The following is a 17,081-nucleotide window of genomic DNA, read 5'->3' as shown; positions in this document are numbered from 1 at the left end:
AGCCCCTACTCGGCACAATGCGCAAAAAGAAAAACCCCAGGCCAAAGTCCTGGGGTTTTCAGTCAGGCGACGCCGCTCAGTTGTACACCGGCCACTGCTCGACGATTCGCCCCCCGCGCACCGCCAGCAGGTCACCGAACTGCAGGAGGATTGACTCGGACTGGGTCGGGCGAAGGAACATCTGGTCGTCCACCTTCAGGCCCACGGCGCTGGAGCCGTTGACCATCTCCTGGTTCGAGCTGCGCCCGTACAGGCCGTTGAACTGCAGGCCCCTGGGCGATTCGGGCTCGGCCATCCAGTTGCCGCCGTAGACGAAGAAGGTCTCGCGCAGGTTCGGGTCCCACCAGGAGAACACTTTCGACTTGTCGTCCAGTGCCGGAATCCGCACCGCACCGGTGCTCTTGATGACCGGCGTGGCGATGAAGGCGGCAGGCTGGTGCTCCACCAGCGAAGGCAGGTCGTAGTGGGTCGGCTTGACCAGTGCCGAGCCCACCGATACTTCAGTACTGGTGCGCTCGTTCTCGTGCATCTTGTAGCTGGGGCTGCCGGCAGTATTGAGCGTCAGGCCCGGCTTCCACAGCGTCGCATGCCGGGTTCGCGCGTAGTCGACGAAGCCGTCATAGAGGGTCATGACCTTGGCGAAGAGTTCTTCCGAAGAGCCGAGCACCTCGGGGACACCCATGCCGACGAAGGGGTCGTAGCCCATGAAGCCGGCGAATTCCAGGTGCTGCGGGTTGGCGCCGATGATCGTGAGCATCCGCCCCAGGGTCTCGTGATCGGCCACGCCGCCCCGGTGCAGGCCGACATCCAGCTCGATGTTGATCCGCAGCCGGGTGTTGCGCCCCTGCGCCAGCGCCAGGTACTGCTGCAGGCGTTCGGGTGTGTCGAGCAGCCATTGCAGCTGCTTGGCCGGGTCGAAGGGGCCGCGCAGGTTCTCGTAGAACTGCTGCGCCGAGCCTACCGGCAGCGGCTTGCCCAGCAGCAGGTCGGAATCGGGGAAACGCTCGGCGTCGTGGTTGAGGAAGGGCTGGTGGAACGACATCATCCGCCGGGTGCCGGCGCGTGTGGCGATGTAGTCGAGCAGTTGCGGCGACGGCAGGGACTTTTCCACCACGCGCAGGTGCTTGCCGGTGCGGGCCACCGACTGCATCACCACGTCGACGTTGTGATCCAGGCGGTCGAGGTCGATCAGCATCACCGGGCGCATCGGTCCGTGCTCGCGCAGCTCGCGGTTGAGCCGGGCAAAGTAGTCGTCGTACGGGGCGCCGTGGTCGGTCGGGCGAAGCCAGGCGCCGGCACCGGCGAGCAGGACGCCTGCACCCGCCGCGCCGACGATGAAATTGCGTCGTTTCATGGTGATTCTTCCTTGTCAGGCCACGCCCAGGATCGATGACAGGTGGGCATTGAGGAACTTGCCCTGCGGGTCCAGCTCGCGGCGCACCTCGGTGAATTCCTTCCAGCGCGGATACAGCGGTTGCAGCGTGCGCGCATTCAGCGTGTGCAGCTTGCCCCAGTGCGGCCGGCCGGCGTACTTCCAGAAGATCGGCTCGACGGCGGCGAAGAAATTGTGGTGGTCCATGCTGTAGTGCTGGTGCACGGAGATCGAGCAGCTGTCGCGCCCCTCGAACATGCTCAGCGGGATGTCGTCGGCCTTCACGTAGCGGTACTCGATGGGGAACCAGGTGCGCAGGTCCTTGTCGTTGATCAGCTTGAGAATCTCGCGCAGGCAGGCCGGGCCGTGTTCGGCCGGGACCGAATACTCCATCTCGTTGAAACGCACGTTGCGCACGTTGGCAAAGACGTCGTAGGAGTCGCCGATGCGGTCGTCGAAGCTGGCGACGTGGCGCAGGCTGTTGAGCAGGAAGCGCCGCGCGGTAGGGAAATCACTGCCGTACTTGTCGAGGCCCTCGATGATGCTCACGTACTCGTTGCCGCCCTCCTTGGCCGGGTCCAGCGGCGGCGTGGCCGGGTCGGTGGTCTCGTTGAGGGCGATGGACAGCGCGTAGTCGGAATGGGTCAGCACCTGCATTTCCCAGTGCTGGTTCTCGCGGGTGTTCTTTTCCACGTCCTCCAGCAGCTCTTCGGTACGGGCGATCCACTGCCGCTCGTGCAGGCGGAAGGCCGCGCGATTCTGCAGACGCACGCGGGTGGCGATGCCGAAGGCGCCGAGGGACACCCGTGCGGCGTTGAACACCTCGGGATGGCGCTGGGCGTCGCAGTCCAGCACCTCGCCGCTGGCGGTCACCAGTTGCAGGCCGGTGACGTGGGAGGAATAGGAGCCGAAGCCAACGCCGGTGCCATGGGTCGAGGTGGAGACCGCCCCGGCCAGGGTCTGGTAGTCGATGTCCGACATGTTCGGCAGCGCCTGGCCGATCTCCTTCAGCGCCGGCCCCATGAGCGACATCGGCGTGCCGGCGGCGAATTCCGCCTGCAACGTGTCGGCGTCGTGGCCGAGCAGGCCATTGAAATAGGCCAGCGAGACCAGCGTGCCGTCGGTGGGCACCAGGGCGCTGAAGGAATGCGCCGAGCCCACCGGACGCACCTTGCCCTGGGCCTGGCGGATGACCTGGACCAGTTCGTCCAGGCTCTGTGGCGCCAGGCGCGCCGCCGGCAGGCAGCTCTGCCCGCCGGACCAGTTACGCCAGGGAATCAGTCGCGGAGCACGGGCCAGTTCGGCCGCCAGCGGGTTGCTCGACAGCGCCATGAATGCGCCGGCAATGCCCGCGTTCTGCAGCAGTTGACGGCGGGTGAGATGAATTGGCATCGAAGGAACCCCGCGCTTATTGGACCGACTGGCCGGACATGAAGGAAATCAGCGCGAGGAACTCCTCTTCCGAGCACTGCATGCACATGCCCATCGGCGGCATGCCCTTGAAGCCGTTGATGCTGTGGTCCAGCAGACTGTCGGCGCCCTGGGCGACGCGCGGCTGCCAGGCCTTCGCGTCACCGGTCTGCGGCGCTCCGGAGGCCGGGTTGGCGTGGCAGAGCTTGCAGCTGCTGTCATAGATCTTCGCCAGCGCGGGATCAGCGGGTGACAGGACGGCAGCGGTGCGGGCCGCTGGCGGCGCGGCATCGTCGCCACAGCCGCCGAGCAGGCCGGTCAGGGCCAGCAGGGCTAGCGGCAGCCAGGGTGTTGCGGGCGTGTGCATGGTGCTCCCCTTTTTCTTCCCGCGCGCGGCGAAGGCGCGGATTCTTGTTGTCATGGGTAACTGGCAGGTTAAGTGGGGGAGCGGCCAGGCCTGAGGGCTTTACCGGCCAATTAGGGGGCTCTGAGCGGACAAGTTGGCAGTTTCGGTCCCTTGTCGGTTTCAGGATACGCAGGGTCGTTCGAGTGCTATCCCTAATCCAGAGGGATGGCAATCTTTCCTACTGTCGAGGACCAGGCGCGCGCAGATGCCTGGCCGGACCGCAACACCCCATAAGAACGATGGCGCCCCGCTAAGCCACGCAGACCGTGATGTGGCCGGTACGCCGCCGCCGAAGGATTCCGGGCCGCCGCCCATGGCAGGCGCCCGCGATGTCGAGGTGCGCTGTATGCCTGATGCTTCGCTTCACCTGCCCCTGATCCACGATGTGCTGGAACGTCTCAAGGCTACGCCCGGCGCCCTGCTGCCGGTGCTGCACGCCATCCAGGACTGCGTCGGTTACATCCCCGACGACGCCCTCCCGGAAATCGCCCATGCCCTGAACCTCAGCATCGCCGAGGTGCGCGGGGTGATCAGCTTCTACCACGACTTCCGCACCACGCCGCCGGCCCGCCATACGCTGCGCCTGTGCCGGGCCGAGTCGTGCCAGAGCCGCGGCGCGGAAGCCCTGGCCGCGCAGCTGCGCGAGCAGCTAGAACTGGACGACCATGGCACCAGCGCCGACGGCCGCATCGCTTTGCGCCCGGTCTACTGCCTGGGTGCCTGCGCCTGCTCGCCGGCGCTGGAGCTGGACGGCCGGGTACACGCCCGCCTCACTCCCGAACGCCTGCGCGAGCTGGTGAACGGTTGCCGGGAGGACGCCACATGCTGAAGCTGTTCGTTTCCTGCGATTCGGTAGCCCGCGCAGTGGGCGCCGACGAGGTGACCGACGCCCTGGTCGCCGAGGCCGAGCGCCGCCAACTGCCGCTGGACATCCAACGCACCAGCTCGCGTGGCCTCTACTGGCTGGAGCCGCTGCTGGAGCTGGACAGCCCCACCGGCCGGCTGGGCTTCGGCCCACTCACGGCCGACGACGTACCAACCCTGCTCGATGCGCTTTCCGGCGACCCGGCCAGCCATCCGCTGGCCCTCGGGCACGTGGAAGAACTGCCCTACCTGAAGAGCCAGCAGCGCCTGCTTTTCGCCCGCGCCGGCATCACCCGGCCGCTGTCGCTGGACGACTACCGCGCCCACGGCGGCTTCGAGGGCCTCACCCGCGCCATTGGCATGGACGGCGCCGACGTCGTCGCCGCGGTGCTCGACTCTGGCCTGCGCGGTCGCGGAGGCGCGGCCTTCCCCGCCGGCATCAAGTGGCGCACCGTGCGCGACGCGGCCGGCAGCCAGAAGTACGTGGTGTGCAACGCCGACGAAGGCGACTCCGGCACCTTCGCCGACCGCATGCTGATGGAGGGCGACCCCTTCCTGTTGATCGAGGGCATGGCCATCGCCGGGCTCGCCGTCGGCGCGAGCATGGGCTACCTCTACGTGCGCTCGGAGTACCCGGACTCCATCGCCACCCTGAACCAGGCGCTGAAGCTCGCCCGCGACGCCGGCTACCTCGGTGAAGACGTCTGCGGCAGCGGCCGCGCCTTTGAGCTGGAAGTGCGGGTCGGTGCCGGCGCCTATATCTGCGGCGAGGAAACCGCCCTGCTGGACTCGCTGGAAGGCAAGCGCGGCGTGGTCCGCGCCAAGCCACCGCTGCCCGCCCTGCAGGGCCTGTTCGGACTGCCGACCTTGGTGCATAACGTGCTCACCCTGGCCTCGGTGCCGATCATCCTGGCCAGGGGCGCGCAGTTCTTCCGCGACTTCGGCATGGGCCGCTCACTGGGCACCATGCCCTTCCAGCTCGCCGGCAATGTCCGCCACGGCGGGCTGGTGGAACGCGCCTTCGGCCTGACCCTGCGCGAGCTGGTGGAAGGCTACGGCGGCGGCACCGCCAGCGGCCGCCCGCTTAAGGCCGCGCAGGTCGGCGGCCCGCTCGGCGCCTGGGTGCCGCCGACGCAGTTCGACACCCCGCTGGATTACGAGGCCTTCGCCGCCGTCGGCGCCATGCTCGGCCACGGTGGCGTGGTGGTCGCCGACGACAGCCTGGACATGGCGCACATGGCTCGCTTCGCCCTGCAGTTCTGCGCCGAGGAGTCCTGCGGCAAGTGCACGCCCTGCCGCATCGGCTCGACCCGTGGCGTGGAGGTGGTGGACCGGCTGATCGCCGCCACCGACATCAGCGTCCGGGAAGAACAGGCACAGCTGCTCACCGACCTTTGCGACACCCTGCAATACGGCTCGCTCTGCGCCCTCGGCGGGATGACCGCCTTCCCCGTGGCCAGCGCCCTCAAGCACTTCCCCGCCGACTTCGGTCTGGCGACTTCGGAGGCCGACCAGTGATCAACTACTTCGATCCCTCCTCGTCGGCTGGCAGTGCCAGCGACATCGACTTCGGCACACCCGCCCGCCATAGCGAGGTGCAGGTCAGCCTGAGCATCGACGGCCGCGCGATCAGCGTTCCCGCCGGTACCTCGGTGATGCGCGCCGCCGCTCTTCTGGGCACCACCATCCCGAAACTCTGCGCCACCGACAGCCTGGAGGCCTTCGGCTCATGCCGCATGTGCCTGGTGGAAATCGACGGCATGCGCGGCTACCCGGCCTCCTGCACCACGCCGGTAAGCGAAGGCATGGTGGTGCGCACGCAGACGTCGAAACTGGCGGACCTGCGGCGCAATGTGATGGAGCTGTATATCTCCGACCACCCGCTGGACTGCCTGACCTGCTCGGCCAACGGCAACTGCGAGCTGCAGACGGTGGCCGGCCAGGTCAGACTGCGCGAGGTGCGCTACGGCTACGACGGCGCCAACCACCTGAAGGACCAGAAAGACGTCTCCAACCCCTACTTCGACTATGACCCAAGCAAGTGCATCGTCTGCAACCGCTGCGTGCGCGCCTGCGAGGAAACCCAGGGCACCTTCGCCCTGACCATCGAGGGGCGCGGCTTCGAGTCCCGCGTGGCGGCGGCCGGCGGCGAGAACTTCCTCGACTCCGAATGCGTCTCCTGCGGCGCCTGCGTGCAGGCCTGCCCCACCGCCACGCTGATGGAAAAGAGCGTCGTCGAAATCGGCCAGCCCGAGCGCGCCGTGATCACCACCTGTGCCTACTGCGGCGTGGGCTGTTCCTTCCGCGCGGAGATGAAGGGCAACCAGCTGGTGCGCATGGTCCCGGACAAGAACGGCCAGGCCAACCACGGCCACTCCTGCGTCAAGGGCCGCTTTGCCTGGGGCTACGCCACGCACCCGGACCGCATCACCAAGCCGATGATCCGCAAGCACATCGGCGACCCGTGGCAGGAAGTCAGCTGGGACGAGGCAGTCACCTACGCCGCCAGCGAGTTCCGGCGCATCCAGACGAAATACGGGCGCGACTCCATCGGCGGCATCACTTCCAGCCGCTGCACCAACGAAGAAACCTACCTGGTGCAGAAGCTGGTGCGCGCGGCATTCGGCAACAACAACGTCGATACTTGTGCGCGGGTCTGCCACTCGCCCACCGGCTACGGCCTCAAGCAGACCCTGGGCGAATCCGCCGGCACCCAGAGCTTCGACTCGGTTATGCAGTCCGACGTGGTGCTGGTGATGGGTGCCAACCCCACCGACGCCCACCCGGTGTTCGGCTCGCAGCTCAAGCGCCGCCTGCGCCAGGGCGCGCAGCTGATCGTCATCGACCCGCGGCGCATCGACCTGGTCGACTCGCCCCACGCCCGCGCCGAGCTGCACCTGCAACTTCGCCCCGGCACCAACGTCGCGATGCTCAACGCGCTGGCCCACGTCATCGTTACCGAGGGCCTGGTCAAGCAGGACTTCGTCGACGCACGCTGCGAAACCAGTGACTTCATCCGCTGGCGCGATTTCGTCAGCCTGCCGGAGAACTCCCCGGAAGTGCTCGGCCCGGTGTGCGGCGTGCCCGCCGAAGAGATCCGCGCCGCCGCCCGCCTCTACGCCACCGGCGGCAATGCGGCGATCTACTACGGCCTGGGCGTCACTGAGCACAGCCAGGGCAGTACCGCTGTGATGGGCATCGCCAACCTCGCCATGGCCACCGGCAACGTCGGCCGCGAGGGCGTCGGGGTGAACCCGCTGCGCGGCCAGAACAACGTGCAGGGCTCGTGCGACATGGGTTCCTTCCCCCATGAGCTGCCCGGCTACCGGCACATCTCCAACGAAACGGTGCGCGGCCAGTTCGAACAAGCCTGGGGCGTGACCCTGCAGCCCGATCCCGGCCTGCGCATCCCCAACATGTTCGAAGCGGCGCTGGGCGGCACCTTCAAGGCGCTCTACTGCCAGGGCGAGGACATCGCCCAGAGCGACCCCAACACCCAGCACGTCACCGCCGCCCTCTCCGCCATGGAATGCGTGGTGGTGCAGGACATCTTCCTCAACGAAACCGCCAAGTTCGCCCACGTGTTCCTGCCGGGCAGCTCCTTCCTCGAGAAGGACGGTACCTTCACCAACGCCGAACGGCGCATCTCGCGGGTGCGCAAGGTGATGGAGCCGCTGGGCGGCAAGGCCGACTGGGAAGCCACCGTGGCCCTGGCCACCGCCCTGGGCTACCCGATGGACTACCAGCACCCGGCGCAGATCATGGACGAGATCGCCCGCCTGACGCCGACCTTCACCCGCGTCAGCTACGCCGAACTGGACCGCCACGGCAGCCTGCAGTGGCCCTGCAACGACGCCGCCCCGGACGGTACCCCGACCATGCACATCGAGCAGTTCGTGCGCGGCAAGGGGCGCTTCATGCTCACCGGTTACGTGCCCACCGAGGAGAAGGTCAACGCCCGCTATCCGCTGCTGCTCACCACCGGACGCATCCTCAGCCAGTACAACGTCGGCGCGCAGACCCGGCGCACCGACAACGTCGCCTGGCACGAGGAAGACCGCCTGGAAATCCACGCCAGCGACGCCGAAAGCCGTGGCATCAGCGATGGAGACTGGGTCGGCGTGGGCAGCCGCGCCGGGCAGACGGTGCTGCGTGCCAAGGTCAGCGAGCGGGTGGCGCCGGGGGTGGTCTACACGACCTTCCACTTCCCCGAATCGGGCGCCAACGTGATTACCACCGACAACTCCGACTGGGCCACCAACTGCCCGGAATACAAGGTCACGGCGGTGGAAGTGGTGCGCGTGTTCCAGCCTTCGGAATGGCAGAAACGCTACCAGGCGTTCAGTGACGAACAGCGGCGCCTGCTCAAGGAGCGCCGCCACGCCCAAGGCGAGAAAGCCGAGGTCCGTCGATGAGCGTCGAGAACCTGATCAAGATGGCCAACCAGATCGGCCAGTACTTCTCCACCGAATCGGACCATGCGCTGGCGGTCCACGGCGTGCAGCAGCACCTGCAGAACTTCTGGACGCCGGCCATGCGCCGCGAGCTGAAGGCCTGGCATGCCGATCATCCGGGCACCGAGCTGCATGCCCTGGTGCAGGCGGCGCTGACGGAAACGGTGCGGACCTGACCGACCACACCGCACCCAGCCCGTGCTCCGGGCTGGGTGCGGCAGGCCTCAGGCGTGCTTGCCCGACGTGGTATCGGCCGGCACCGCGTACTGAGGCTTGAGCTTGCCGTCGGCATCGAGCAGCCAGGCATCCATGATCTCGCGCACCACCGGCCCGGCCACGCGGCCGCCGGCCTCGCCGTTCTCGATGGTCACCGAGACCACGATGGAAGGCTCGGCCGCCGGGGCGAAGCCGACGAACAGCGCGTTGTCGCGGTGGCGCTCCTTGGTCTTCAGGCGGTTGTAGCGCTCGCCCTGGCGGATCGCGACGATCTGCGCGGTGCCGCTCTTGCCGGCGATGCGGTACTGGGCGCCCTGCCCCGCGGCCCGCGCGCCGCCACCCGGATCGTGCATCACCAGCTGCATGCCATAGTTCACCGCATCCCAGTCACGGGGATTGCTCAGGTGGATGTCGGGCATGGGGTTGGCATCGACGACGTCTTCGCCGCCCACCGACTCGGCCAGTCGCGGTCGGTGCCAGGCACCCTTGCTGGCAATCAGCGAGGTCGCTTCGGCGAGCTGCAGCGGCGTCACCTGCATGTAGCCCTGGCCGATACCAAGGATTACCGTCTCGCCGGGGAACCAGGCCTGGCGCCGGGTGGCGCGCTTCCATTCGCGGGACGGCATCAGTCCGGGGGACTCCTCGGCCATGTCGATGGACACCTTGCTGCCCAGCCCGAAGCGGGTCAGGTAGTCGTGCATGCGGTCGATGCCGAGCTTGTGCGCGACATCATAGAAGTAGGTGTCGTTGGAACGCTTGATCGCCGCGCTCAGGTCCACCCAGCCGTCGCCACTGTGGTTCCAGTTGCGGTACTTGTGGTCGTAGTTGGGCAGCTGGAAGTAGCCGGGATCGAACACCCGCGTGGCCGGTGTGATGGTGCCGGTATCCAGCCCGGCAATGGCCACCACCGGCTTGATGGTCGACCCCGGTGAATACAGCCCGCGCAGCGCCCGGTTGAACAGCGGCCGGTCGATGGAGTCGCGCAGTTCTGCGTACTGCGCCGAGCTGATGCCGTTGACGAACAGGTTCGGGTCGAAGCTCGGGTTGCTGACCATCGCCAGCACCTGACCGGTGTTCGGGTCCAGCGCCACCACCGAGCCACGGCGGTCACCCAGGGCCTTCTCGGCGGCGACCTGCAGGTCCACGTCCAGGCCCAGCACGATGTTCTCGCCGGCTACCGGCGGCACCTTCTTCAGCACGCGCATGACGCGGCCCTGGGCGTTGGTTTCGACTTCTTCGTAGCCGACGTGGCCATGCAGCTGCGGCTCGTAGAAGTGCTCGATACCGGTCTTGCCGACGTACTCGGTGCCCCGGTACTCGGTGCTGTCCAGTCGCGCCGCCTCACGCTCGTTGATGCGCCCGACGAAGCCGACAGAGTGGGCGAAGTGTTCGCCGTAGGGATAGTGGCGGACGAACTCGGCATCCACGTCGATGCCCGGCAGCTTGTAGCGGTTGACCTCGATGAGGGCGATCTGCTCCTCGCTCAGGTCATGCAGGATGGCGACCGGCTCGAAGGGATGGCGGCTCTTCTTCAGCGCCTTGTCGCACTGCAGGCGCTGCTCGGGGCTCAGGTGGAGGATATCGGTCACCTGGTCCAGCACCGCCTGTGAATTGCCGGCGCGCTCGCGGGTCAGGGTGAGGTTGAAGCTGGGCAGGTTCTCGGCGAGTACCTTGCCGTTGCGGTCGAAGATCAGTCCGCGTTCCGGGGGGATCGGCAGGACGTGGATGCGGTTGTTCTCGGAGACGGTGGCGTTGGTCGCATAGTCGGTGATCTGGAGGAAGTACATCCTTGCCACCAGGGTCACGCTCATCAGGGCCACGAGCGCGCCGCAGGCTATCAGGCGGCGGTTGACCAGCGTCGCCTCCTGCTGGTGGTCCTTGAGTTTGATCGGATCGTGCATCGGGATTCCAGAAGGTCCCCATCGACCCGGTGGAAAGCGCTTCGCTCCTGCCGTGCAGGGGAGCTTTCCGATCGATGCGGCCTGTTTGCAGCAGAGTGGGAACGAAAGGAAGCGGGCATCGCCAGACGCGGGGGCATCACGCGCCAGCTGGCATACCGGCGCGGCATGGTACCAGACTGGCAGGCCGGATTCTGACCGGTAGTCGAGGCGCTCCCCTGCACTCCCTCAGAGCCCGGCGATCCCCGCCTTGGCGACCTGTGCGTCCTGTTCCGCGCGGACGCCGGAAACGCCGACCGCGCCCACCACCTGCCCGCCCACCAAGATCGGCACGCCACCTTCGAGAGAGGTCAGCAGCGGCGCGCTGAGGAAGGCCGTGCGGCCGCCATTGACCATGTTCTCGTACTCGCGAGTTTCGCGCCGGCCGATCGCTGCGCTGTGCGCCTTCTCGGTGGCGATGTAGGCGCTGGCCTGGGCGCAGCCGTCCAGGCGCACCAGCGCCAGCGGGTGGCCGCCGTCGTCGGCCACGGCGATGCACACCGCCCACCCTTGGCGCCGGGCCTCGTCGGTGGCGGAGGCGACAATGCGGGCGACGTCGGTCTGGTCGAGTACAGCTTTGTGTTGCATGCAATCTCTCTCGTGAAACGGCGCATCGCGCCGGGTGGGAAGCAGGGAAAATCAGACCACCGAGCCCTCCGGCGGCTGCTCCAGCACCGCCACGACCACGGCGCTGCCGACGATCAGCACGATACCGGCCAGCGACAGCAGGCTGAGCACCTCGCCCCAGATCACGTAGCCGAACAGGCTCGCCCAGATGATGCTGGTGTAGGTGTACGGCGCCAGCGTGGCGGCATGGGCGCGGCGCACGGCGATGGTGAACAGCAGCTGGCCGAGGGTCGCGAGCAGGCCGAGGGCGAGCATGAAGCCGAGGTCCGGCAGGCTCGGCGTGCTCCAGGAAAACGGCAGCGTGGCGCCAGTGACCAGGGTGCCGACCACGGTGAAATACAGCACCGTGGTGGTGGAATCGTCGGTCTCGCGGATGCGGCGGATCTGGATCATCGACAGCGCGCCGAAGAAGGCGCTGGCCACCAGCAGGCCCGGCCCGACCAGGCTGGCCTCGGCGTTATCCGGCTTGACCACCATCAGCACGCCGATGAAGCCCAGCACCGCCGCCAGCGCGTTGCGCGGCAGCAGGCGTTCGCCCAGCAGCAGCGGTGCCAGCACGATCACCAGCAACGCTTCGGAATAGGCGATGGAAATGGCCTCGCTCAGCGGCACGTAGGGCAGCCCGGCGAAGAACAGCGCCGAAGAGCCCAGCAGCGTCAGCGCACGAATACTCTGCCCGCGCACATCCAGTTGCCGCCAGCGCTCCGCCAGCGGCCGGCCGCGCAGGCAGAGGAGAAACGCCGGCAGCACGCCGAAGGCCATGCGGAAGAAGGTCACCTCGTTGGCCGGGTACTTCAGCGCCACCACCTTGGCCAGCGCGTCCACCACCGCGAAACAGAACATCGACAACAGCATCAGGCCCACGCTGCGCATGGCATGGCTGCGGGGGCGACGAGGGTCAGCTGGGGCATGTCGTGATCTCCTGTTGTTCGGCGTGAAAGCCGGAGTGAATGCCAGTGCTTCAGCGAGAGCCGAAGCGGCTGGCGAGGAAGGGCGTCACCGGTACGCTGGTGACGACGTCACTGGCCTGCTCGGCGAGCAACTGGCCGGTGATAGCGCCGAGGGTCAGGCCGATGTGGCCGTGCCCGAAGTTGTAGAAGACCTGCGGCAGGCGCCGGGACGGGCCGAGTACCGGCATGCTGTCCGGCACCGAGGAACGGAAGCCCATCCACTGCGACACCGGCTCGTGCTGCAGGCGCAGGAAGCGCCGCGCGCCACGGGTCAGGTAGCGGTAGCGCGCCGGGCTCGGCAACGCTTCCAGCCCGGCGAATTCCACCGTACCGGCCACGCGCAGGCCCTGCGCCATGGGCGTCATGTAGAAGCCGCCGGCACCCCAGCACACCGGGCGGTTGAGCACCTGCCCGGCGTGACCGAAGAGCACGTGGTAACCGCGCTCGGTGTCCTGCGGCACGCTGTCGCCCAACTGGTCCACCAAAGTCCGCGACCAGGCGCCGGTGCAGAGCGCCACGCGGTCGGCCACCAGCCGCTCGCCGCTCGTCAGTTGCGCCTGCACCGCGTCCCTGCCCTGCCCGGCCGGTTCCAGGCCCAGCAGCTCGCCACGGCGGAACTCGCCGCCCATGGCAAGGAAGCGCTCGAACAGACGCAGGCTCAGCGCATAGGGATCGAGCGTGCGGCTCACGCCGGGCAGCTCAACCGCGCAACTTGCACGGGCGTTGAGCGCCGGTTCCAGCTCGCGCAGTTCGGAGCCCTCGACGAATCGGATCGGCACCTCGAAGCGCCGGTGGTAATCCACCATGGCCTGCGCATCGCTGCGCTCGTGGGCTTCGAAGATGTACAACGAGCCGTCGTGGCGGATCAGTTCATTGGCGCCGGCCTCGTCGAACAGCCCCTGCCACGCCCCCATGCAGGGGCGCAGCAGGGTGTTGAGGTCGTGACCGATGGCTTCCACCCGATCACGCCGCGAGGCCGCCAGTAACTGCAGCAGCCAAGGCACGATGCGCGGCAGGTAGGCCGGGCGGATCGCCAGCGGGCTGTCCGGGCGCAGCAGCATGCCCGGCGCCTTGCGCCAGATGCCGGGCGTGGCTACCGGCTCCACCGAGTAAGTGGCGAAGGTGCAGGCATTGCCGAACGAGGTGGCCAGCCCTGGCGGATTGCGGTCAAGCAGGGTCACGCGCATATCGCGGCGTTGCAGTTGCAGCGCGGTGGCCAGGCCGACCACGCCGGCGCCGACCACCAGGGCGTGGCGGCGCAGGTCGTTGGGCTGGGTCATTTGCCGCTCATCACGCGGGTCCACAGGCGGGTGCTCATGCGCATCCCGGACGGCGACAGGGTCTTGATCGGGAACAGGGTGTCGAGCACCTCCTGCGGCGGGTAGACGGCCGGGTTGTTGCGCAGCTCCGCGTCGACGTACTGGGTCGCGGCGGCGTTGCCGTTGGGGTACTGCACGGCATTACTGATGTTGGCGATCACTTCCGGCTGCAGCAGGTAGTTCATGTAGGCGTAGGCGTTGTCCAGGTGTGGCGCGCCCTTGGGAATGGTCACGGTGTCCACGGCGATGGTGCTGCCTTCGCGCGGCAGGCTGTAGCCGATCTTCACGTTGTTGCCGGCCTGCTTGGCGGTGGTCATGGCCTGCAGCACATCGCCGCTGAAGCCGATGGCGACGCAGATGTTGCCGTTGGCCAGGTCGCTGACGTACTTGGATTGGTGGAAGTAGCGGATCGACGGACGCACCGCCTGCAGCACAGCCTCCGCGGCCTTGAAGTCGTCCGGGTTCTGGCTCGCCGGGTCGCGGCCGAGCACCTTGAGGGTGATGGGCACCATCTGGGTGGCGTTGTCGATCACCGCGATGCCGCACTGGGCGAGCTTCTCCGCGTTCTTCGGATCGAACAGCAGCTGCCAGCTGTGGGTGACGTCGGTGTTGCCGAAGATCGCCTTGATCTTGTCCTCGTTGTAGCCGATACCGACGGTCACCCAGAGGTAGGGAATGGCGTAGCGGTTACCCGGATCGTTGGCCTCGAGGATCTTCATCAGCTTGGGGTCAAGGTTCTTCCAGTTGAGCAACTTGCTCTTGTCCAGTTCCTGGATGGCACCGGCCTTGATCAGGCGCGGCAGGAAGTGGTTGGACGGGCTGGCCAGGTCGTAGCCGCTGGCGCCGGTCATCAGCTTGGCTTCGGTGGTCTCGTTGCTGTCGACGAGGTCGTAGGTGGTCTGGATGCCGGTCTGTTTGGTGAAGTTCGCCAGGGTGTCTTCGGCGATGTAGCCGCTCCAGTTGGCGATGGTGACGGTCTGTGCCGCCTGGGCGGTACCAGCGATTGCCGCAAGTGCGAGGCCCGCCAGGGTGGAGCCGGCCAGAGTCTTGGAACGATTGATCATGCTGCCCTCGGATTTTTTGTTCTTGAGGATGGTGTTGGCGGATGGTCTTGATGGATCGCCGTGATGGATCGTTTGCGTGGGTAAACCGTTAATCAGGCCTCGGCGCGCGCGCGGCGCACTTCCCAGGCCATGCGCAAAGAGGCGCCGATATCGAAGAATGGGCTGGGCGGCAGGTAGCCGGGGCTGGCCTGCGCCAGCACGTCGGCCAGCACCGGCGAACTGTCGCCCGCGGCCATCTCCACCAGCAGGCGCCCCCATAGAGTGCCGCGCGCCACGCCCGAGCCGTTGCAGCCGGCCACGGCGTGCAGGCGCTGGTCGACGCGGGCGAAGTACGGCTCGCCGGAGCGGGTGCCGCTCAGGTGGCCGGTCCAGGTGTAGGCGATATCGGTTTCGACGATGCCGGGGAAGCGCTTCTGCAAACCGGCCAGATGACGGCGGCGGCGCTCGGCCAGCGCATTGTTGTCGAGGTCGCGATGACGGTATTCGACGGTGTTGCGGATCAGCAGCCGGCGCCCCGGTAGCAAACGCACGGTGCCACCGCCCGGCAACGGCGCGAGCACGCCCCACTGGCGCTCGCCGAACAGCGACTGCCAGCGCGGCTCGTCCAGCGGGCGGGTAATGCTGGCGCTCAGTTCCAGCGGGAAGGCGCCGCTGTCGTGCAGACCGGCGCGGGCAATGAAGGCGCCAAGGCAGACCAGCACCTGCGGTGCATGGACTTCGCCCTGCTCGGTACGCGCCACCCAGCCCTGGCCGCTACGGCGCAGGTCGGTCACGCCGCTCTGCTCGAAAACCTCCACCGACGCCGGCAGGTTCTCCGCCAGGCCCTTCACATAGCGCCCGGGTTGCAGCAGCGCGTTACCACCGGAGCAATGAATGGCCCGCGCGTAGAAGGCACTGCCGAGCCGCTGCTCCAGCGCTGCGCCTTCGTAGTAGCGTGCGTTGGCGCCGACCGAGGCCAGCGTGGCGAGGATGCCGTCGACATCACCCAGATGCTCGGGCCGGTGTGCAGCGAAGTGATAGCCGTCTTCGAAAAGCTCGCAGTCGATGCTCAGCCCGGCGATGCGCTGGCGGACTTCCTGCGCCGCCGCTATGCCAATGCGCGAGGCGATCTGGTACGCGGGGTGACCGGGTTGCCCGAGGCGTTCGCTGGCGGCAGGCAGTTCATGGGCGACGACAAACCCGGAATTGCGCGCCGAGGCTCCCTGGGCGATGCGCTGGCGTTCCAGCACCACCACGCGTTGCTGCGGGAAACGCGCCGCCAGCGCATGGGCAGCGGAGAGCCCGGTGATGCCGCCACCGATGATCAGCCAGTCCGCCCGCTGGGTACCGCTCAACGTCGGCCGCGCGGGCAGCTCGCCCGCCAGGGCGATCCAGCCACAGTGATTGTTCATTGCCCGGCACTCCTTCACAATCCATGCGCCGGGCGTATCCAAGCGATTTCCCCGATGGCGCGTCATGTCCAGAATCTACGGGCAGTTGCGCTGAGCGCACCAACGCTCATTTTTCATTCTGGTATTCCCATCTCGCATAGATTGCGCACGGAAGGGTCATGAACAAACTGCTTCGCGTTCCCTCCCTGCAGGCCCTGCAGGCCCTGGTACAGGTCGCCGACTCCGGTAGCTTTACGGCCGCCGCGAAACAGCTGCACCTGACCCAGAGCGCCATCAGCCGGCAGGTGCAACAGCTGGAGGAGTATTACCGCGTGCCGCTGTTCGACCGCACCAGTCGCAAGGTGGCGCTGACCGACGCCGGCCGCGAAGTGCACGCGGTGGCCGAGGGCATGCTCCAGCAACTGCTGCGCCTGGAGGAACGCCTCGCGCCGCCCTCGGCAGAACGGCCCTTCCGCATCCGCATCTTCGTTTCGCTGGCGGTGCGTTGGCTGCTGCCGCGCCTGAGCTCCTTCTACTCGCGGCATCCGGAGCTTTGCCTGTCCATCGAGACGGTTGGCGGCGAAGTGGTGGACGACGGCGGCGACTGCGACGCCTACGTGCTCTACCTGCCCAGCGGCAGCGATCCGCAGGGCCGCACGCTGATGCCGCTGTACGACGAATACCTGATCCCGGTGTGCGCCCCGCGCCTGGATGACGGCCAGGCGCCTCCGCGCTCGCTGGAAGAGCTGGCGCGCCACCCGCTGATCCACGCCTCCAGCGGCGGCCTGGAATGGCCGCAGTGGCTGCGTTCCCAAGCCGCCCCGCCACCCGCGCCGTTCAAGCACATGCTGTTCAACCTCGACGACCTGGCGCTGGACGCCGCTGCCCGTGGCCTGGGAGTGGCCATGACCGACCGCCTGCTGGCCCACGACGCCCTGCTGCGCGGCGACCTCATCGTGCCCTTTGGCGAGGCGCTGAAAACCGGGGGCCGCTACGCCCTCTGGCTGCGCGACAGCGGCGCCGCCCACCCGGCCTGTCAGCCAGTACTCGACTGGTTCGAGGAGCAGCGCAATCAGCTGGAAGGCTGACTCC

General features: G+C 67.5%; 14 protein-coding genes. 5 read left to right on the top strand and 9 right to left on the bottom strand.

All coding sequences use genetic code 11. From position 1 onward, the window contains the following. Positions 1 to 76: 76 nt before the first annotated feature. From IB274_RS16835 to IB274_RS16825, 3 genes are all read right to left on the bottom strand, one after another. Complete coding sequence (locus IB274_RS16835; RefSeq protein ID WP_225614889.1) at positions 77 to 1,354, bottom strand: DSD1 family PLP-dependent enzyme; 1,278 nt, start codon at positions 1,352 to 1,354, stop codon at positions 77 to 79. A 15-nt stretch (positions 1,355 to 1,369) separates the two neighbouring features. Beyond that, entirely contained in the window at positions 1,370 to 2,704 is a 1,335-nt protein-coding gene (locus IB274_RS16830; RefSeq protein WP_412548432.1) for a D-arabinono-1,4-lactone oxidase, read from the bottom strand. Positions 2,705 to 2,780: 76 nt separating this feature from the next. Then, positions 2,781 to 3,149 (bottom strand): c-type cytochrome, encoded by a 369-nt coding sequence (locus IB274_RS16825; RefSeq protein ID WP_192433043.1) that lies wholly within the window; start codon positions 3,147 to 3,149, stop codon positions 2,781 to 2,783. A 385-nt stretch (positions 3,150 to 3,534) separates the two neighbouring features. Between IB274_RS16825 and IB274_RS16820 the strand changes: the two genes are divergently transcribed. From IB274_RS16820 to IB274_RS16805, 4 genes are read left to right on the top strand one after another with little or no spacing between them, the layout of a single operon-like run. Continuing rightward, entirely contained in the window at positions 3,535 to 4,017 is a 483-nt protein-coding gene (locus IB274_RS16820) for a formate dehydrogenase subunit gamma (RefSeq protein ID WP_192433042.1), read from the top strand. Then, a complete protein-coding gene (locus IB274_RS16815) occupies positions 4,011 to 5,570 on the top strand; it encodes a formate dehydrogenase beta subunit (RefSeq protein ID WP_192433041.1) in 1,560 nt (519 codons plus the stop codon). The genes IB274_RS16820 and IB274_RS16815 overlap by 7 nt, the downstream gene beginning before the upstream one ends. Next, on the top strand, positions 5,567 to 8,467 hold the full coding sequence (gene fdhF, locus IB274_RS16810) for a formate dehydrogenase subunit alpha (protein WP_192433040.1): 2,901 nt from the start codon (positions 5,567 to 5,569) through the stop codon (positions 8,465 to 8,467). Before IB274_RS16815 ends, fdhF begins: the two co-directional genes overlap by 4 nt. Further along, positions 8,464 to 8,682, top strand: a complete 219-nt coding sequence (locus IB274_RS16805) for a formate dehydrogenase subunit delta (protein ID WP_192433039.1) — start codon at positions 8,464 to 8,466, stop codon at positions 8,680 to 8,682. Before fdhF ends, IB274_RS16805 begins: the two co-directional genes overlap by 4 nt. Positions 8,683 to 8,730: 48 nt before the next feature. Here the strand turns inward: IB274_RS16805 and mrdA are convergent, their stop codons facing one another. The 6 genes from mrdA to IB274_RS16775 all read right to left on the bottom strand — a co-directional run bounded on the left by mrdA (position 8,731) and on the right by IB274_RS16775 (position 16,010). Continuing rightward, positions 8,731 to 10,623: a penicillin-binding protein 2 gene (gene mrdA, locus IB274_RS16800; RefSeq protein WP_192433038.1), complete on the bottom strand. Its 1,893-nt coding sequence runs from the start codon at positions 10,621 to 10,623 to the stop codon at positions 8,731 to 8,733. 225 nt (positions 10,624 to 10,848) lie between these two features. Continuing rightward, positions 10,849 to 11,247, bottom strand: coding sequence for a heme-binding protein (locus tag IB274_RS16795; RefSeq protein ID WP_192433037.1), 399 nt, complete (start codon positions 11,245 to 11,247; stop codon positions 10,849 to 10,851). A gap of 51 nt (positions 11,248 to 11,298) precedes the next feature. Continuing rightward, positions 11,299 to 12,159: a DMT family transporter gene (locus IB274_RS16790; protein ID WP_192433036.1), complete on the bottom strand. Its 861-nt coding sequence runs from the start codon at positions 12,157 to 12,159 to the stop codon at positions 11,299 to 11,301. An 88-nt stretch (positions 12,160 to 12,247) separates the two neighbouring features. After that, the gene (locus IB274_RS16785) at positions 12,248 to 13,516 is read right to left on the bottom strand and encodes an NAD(P)/FAD-dependent oxidoreductase (RefSeq protein WP_192433035.1); all 1,269 of its coding nucleotides are present in this window, start codon (positions 13,514 to 13,516) and stop codon (positions 12,248 to 12,250) included. Further along, a complete protein-coding gene (locus tag IB274_RS16780) occupies positions 13,513 to 14,619 on the bottom strand; it encodes a polyamine ABC transporter substrate-binding protein (protein WP_192433034.1) in 1,107 nt (368 codons plus the stop codon). The genes IB274_RS16785 and IB274_RS16780 overlap by 4 nt, the downstream gene beginning before the upstream one ends. A gap of 92 nt (positions 14,620 to 14,711) precedes the next feature. Continuing rightward, positions 14,712 to 16,010 (bottom strand): NAD(P)/FAD-dependent oxidoreductase, encoded by a 1,299-nt coding sequence (locus IB274_RS16775; protein ID WP_192433033.1) that lies wholly within the window; start codon positions 16,008 to 16,010, stop codon positions 14,712 to 14,714. 158 nt (positions 16,011 to 16,168) lie between these two features. Here IB274_RS16775 and IB274_RS16770 point away from each other — a divergent pair, with 158 nt between their 5' ends. Next, a complete protein-coding gene (locus IB274_RS16770) occupies positions 16,169 to 17,077 on the top strand; it encodes a LysR substrate-binding domain-containing protein (RefSeq protein ID WP_192433032.1) in 909 nt (302 codons plus the stop codon). Positions 17,078 to 17,081 lie beyond the last annotated feature (4 nt).

This window comes from Pseudomonas sp. PDM18, from assembly GCF_014852585.1.
Classification (GTDB): domain Bacteria; phylum Pseudomonadota; class Gammaproteobacteria; order Pseudomonadales; family Pseudomonadaceae; genus Pseudomonas.
This window is presented reverse-complemented; position numbering and strand designations above follow the sequence as displayed.

Coding starts and splice junctions, on each gene's coding strand:
- IB274_RS16780 (WP_192433034.1), bottom strand. CDS start 14,619: ATGATCAATCGTTCCAAGACTCTGGCCGGCTCCACCCTGGCGGGCCTC.
- IB274_RS16820 (WP_192433042.1), top strand. CDS start 3,535: ATGCCTGATGCTTCGCTTCACCTGCCCCTGATCCACGATGTGCTGGAA.
- IB274_RS16830 (WP_412548432.1), bottom strand. CDS start 2,704: ATGGCGCTGTCGAGCAACCCGCTGGCGGCCGAACTGGCCCGTGCTCCG.
- IB274_RS16805 (WP_192433039.1), top strand. CDS start 8,464: ATGAGCGTCGAGAACCTGATCAAGATGGCCAACCAGATCGGCCAGTAC.
- IB274_RS16835 (WP_225614889.1), bottom strand. CDS start 1,354: ATGAAACGACGCAATTTCATCGTCGGCGCGGCGGGTGCAGGCGTCCTG.
- IB274_RS16815 (WP_192433041.1), top strand. CDS start 4,011: ATGCTGAAGCTGTTCGTTTCCTGCGATTCGGTAGCCCGCGCAGTGGGC.
- mrdA (WP_192433038.1), bottom strand. CDS start 10,623: ATGCACGATCCGATCAAACTCAAGGACCACCAGCAGGAGGCGACGCTG.
- IB274_RS16770 (WP_192433032.1), top strand. CDS start 16,169: ATGAACAAACTGCTTCGCGTTCCCTCCCTGCAGGCCCTGCAGGCCCTG.
- IB274_RS16790 (WP_192433036.1), bottom strand. CDS start 12,159: ATGCGCAGCGTGGGCCTGATGCTGTTGTCGATGTTCTGTTTCGCGGTG.
- IB274_RS16825 (WP_192433043.1), bottom strand. CDS start 3,149: ATGCACACGCCCGCAACACCCTGGCTGCCGCTAGCCCTGCTGGCCCTG.
- IB274_RS16795 (WP_192433037.1), bottom strand. CDS start 11,247: ATGCAACACAAAGCTGTACTCGACCAGACCGACGTCGCCCGCATTGTC.
- IB274_RS16785 (WP_192433035.1), bottom strand. CDS start 13,516: ATGACCCAGCCCAACGACCTGCGCCGCCACGCCCTGGTGGTCGGCGCC.
- IB274_RS16775 (WP_192433033.1), bottom strand. CDS start 16,010: ATGAACAATCACTGTGGCTGGATCGCCCTGGCGGGCGAGCTGCCCGCG.